2 protein-coding genes are annotated in these 3,576 nt (G+C 39.4%); both read left to right on the top strand.

Annotated elements, in window-relative coordinates; genetic code table 11:
- Positions 1 to 477 precede the first annotated feature (477 nt).
- On the top strand, positions 478 to 1,878 hold the full coding sequence (locus VK541_RS17240) for a hypothetical protein (RefSeq protein ID WP_324371583.1): 1,401 nt from the start codon (positions 478 to 480) through the stop codon (positions 1,876 to 1,878).
- Positions 1,879 to 1,899: 21 nt separating this feature from the next.
- The coding region (locus VK541_RS17245) for a 3-coathanger stack domain-containing protein (RefSeq protein WP_324371584.1) at positions 1,900 to 3,576 on the top strand (1,677 nt) is incomplete at its 3' end.

Here is a 3,576-nt window from a genome sequence, read left to right on the forward strand (position 1 = left end):
AGCCAGAATGTCGATGCCAATCTGCAGGAAATCGATATCAGTAGCTATGCCAAAGCCATTTACCTGATTGTTGTGGAAACCCAGGATGGGGAAATCCTTAACAGCAAGTTCGTGAAAAATTAACCTTTAATCCTTAATAATACAAAAGCCTCCCAAACCCGGGAGGCTTTTATTTTTATACAATAGCCGATTTCATCGCTCTGATCACTATCTGCCACCTGCCGGACTGGATTGCACAATGGAAAGAAATGCATGCCAATGAAGAACCGACCGGAAGACCGAGACAGATTTTACGGGTTATCCATTGCGTGAATTCGAGGAAATGGATAAAAGATAAAATGAAAGAAGCCCATAATTTCGGGGCTTTTTATTTTGTTGATAATTAGTGTCATTAGCAATCATTATGGAAGAAAATATTTGTTAATTTCAACAGAAACAATTTAACACTTCATCTTATGAGAACAGCAAATTTTTTTTTTGATTTTTTTTTGTATCGCAGGAATAAATATCGGCTATTGTCAGCCTAATACCTCTTACAATGCCAATACGATTCCAATATCAGGATTTGGGAATTGTGCGTTTGGCAATTCTGCTTTGTCTTCGGCAGGATCCACCACTATGGCAAATACCGCCATTGGTAATTCATCCCAAATTACAACAACCGGAATTAGAAACACCTCCGTCGGCTATGAGTCGATGAAAGTGAATACTACAGGCATAGATAATTCCGCGATTGGAGACGGCAGTTTATTTGCGAACACAACTGGAAGTTATAATACAGCGATTGGCAGGGGCGCAATGTATAATAATTCAGGGGGGGTTGATAATACGGCTATCGGGGTTGATGCATTAGCATACTGTAATTCGAATTTGAACACGTCTATAGGCTGGCAGTCCGGATATGGTCTTACTTCCGGAGCCCAAAATATTTTTTTAGGATTTGGAGCAGGAAACTCTATAACAACAGGAAGTAATAATGTAATTATAGGCAATGGTATTCATGGCTCGGCATCCTTATCCAATACGATAATATTGGGAGATGGAAGCGGGACCGTAAGGCTTTATATTAACGATGCCGGTAATGCCGGTTTCGGGACAAATACACCAGGAAATAAAGTAGAAATTACTGCCGGTACTTCGCTATCAGGTTTAAGATTGTCTGGTTTGGCAGGAGCAGGGACAACCCCTAATAATACAAAATGTTTAAGTGTGAACGGGGCTGGTGATGTGATTTTTACCAACCAAAATAGTTTAACTGCTGGATTAGGTGTTGGGGTAACTCCCTTCGATCACGGATATAAGGTTGATGCATTCAATATTTATAACAAAGACGGAAATATCAATACAACCGCGATTGCGTCCGATACTCCCAATACAAGAACGGTTACTATGGATGGAAATAACCTTTTCTTTAAAACCCGGAGCAACAGTTCGGAAGCGGGAACTTCTGGAACTGGAAGGATTTATATTGGAAATACGATGGCCTTTAGCGGAACTTCTCTGAATTTTCCAAACATCACATTGCCAGACAGTCAATATAGATTGTTAGTTGAAGGCGGCATCCTAACAGAAAAGGTAAAAGTGGCACTCAGGAACAGCAGTTATTGGGCCGATTATGTTTTTGCGGCCGACTATAAACTGATGCCTTTAAAAGATGTAGAAACTTTTGTAAAAGAAAACAAGCATTTGCCAGGTCTTTCTTCTTCTGGAGAAATTGTAAAAAAAGGTCTTGATCTTGGCGAGATGCAGGCCAAACAAATGGAGAAAATCGAAGAACTTACTCTTTATGCCATCGAGCAAAATAAAACACTCGAAAAGCAAAACCAGGAGATTGAAGCATTAAAAGCGCAGGTAAAAATCTTAATGGAGAAAAAATAATATAGGTAACTTAAATTTTAAATGATGAAAAACTTATATTTATTTAGTTGGCTGTGCCTACTTTTTACTGCCATTAGTTTCGGACAGGAACTGCAAAACAACAATTGGATCTTTGGTGAAAACAACTCTTTAAGATTTTATCCAACGGAAACTGTATCAACCGCTGCTGTGGTTGGTTTTGTTGGTTATGAAGGGTGTGCCAGTGTTTCTGACAGATTGGGTAACCTGTTGCTTTTTTCTGATGGTGAACGCCTTTGGTACAATCCGGGAAATGGAAGCGCTTTTCAACTCCTGACCGCTAATTTGCTTGGAAATCCATCAAGCGCTCAAAATGTGATTTTTGTTCCCGTTCCCAAAGCGCCCGGTGATGGATCAAGTACCAATTATTATGTAGTTACCATAAATGGAATTACTTATGGGACAGGAGGTGGGCCAGAGGCTACCCCCGAAAGAGGATTGTATTATTCTGAAATTGAAATTTCAAATGGCACCGCATCTTTTATAGGGACGATGAATATTCCTTTAAAACTCAATTCATCAATAACGATTGATGCTGGTTATCATAATGTTTCTGAAGGAATCACTTCAATCGTAGAAGCAAATTCGGAAAATTATTGGGTAATTACCCATGTGCAACATCTTAATGGTCTTGGCGCTGTCGAAGGAAATCTGTTATCGTATGAAGTTACCCCGGATGGCGTTGGCGGGACAGCTCACACCCCAACGGTAAATACACCATTATCATTAACCAATGGAACAACTGCAGCCACTGGCGGGGCATTGACGATTAAAATTTCGAGAGATGCAACAAATATTGCGATTTCACATGGCAATGGGGGGATTGAACTGGGAAGCTTTAATAATTCTACAGGAACAGCTACGGGTTTAACTAATTACAACTATATGAATTATTCATATGGACTTGAATTCTCATCAGATTCAAACTGGTTGTATTATGTATCAGATTCACTCATCCATAGATTAAATATTTCGAACCCATCTGATGTGACAACTGAAGATTGTGATCAGTGTTGGGGCTTAGAATTGGCTGTAGACCATAAAATTTATATTTCAGCATTGAATGAAACTACGAATTATTATGTTTTAGACAACCCGAATATTGTGTCAACTGATCCGATAGATGTTGATTCTGTTTCTTTTCAAAATAATTCAAAAAAAGGTTTCCCCCAATGGGTGTGGAAACATCAATGTGAGGCAACACTTTTTGATAATGATGATATTCCTCCGGGATACGATCCTGTATGGGAACAGCGCTCAGAAACTATTTTCCTGACTAATACCATAGAAAGTAATCCACTATTAATTCCTACCCAGGCAATCTATCATGCCGGGAATTTTGTGGAATTGTTGCCAAATGCCAATTCTTCGACAGATACTGGTTTTGAAGCGCAATATGGCTCTCAATTTGTTGCCTATATTAAGTCATGTGATACCATTGCTCCCTACAATGACTTCAATTATAGGCATTCAGGAAATAGAGGAGATAGTAGCAAGCTTTCTGAAGGAAAAAACTACAATAAAATCAAAATCTACCCGAATCCTTCCTCAAAAACCATCACCGTTTCCTATGATGGCGCGAATCTCAAAACCATCAGGATTTTGTCGATGGACGGAAAGGTCATGGCCAGCCAGAATGTCGATGCCAATCTGCAGGAAATCGATATCAGTAGCTATGCC

Source organism: Pedobacter sp. (genome assembly GCF_035317785.1).
Lineage (GTDB): Bacteria > Bacteroidota > Bacteroidia > Sphingobacteriales > Sphingobacteriaceae > Pedobacter.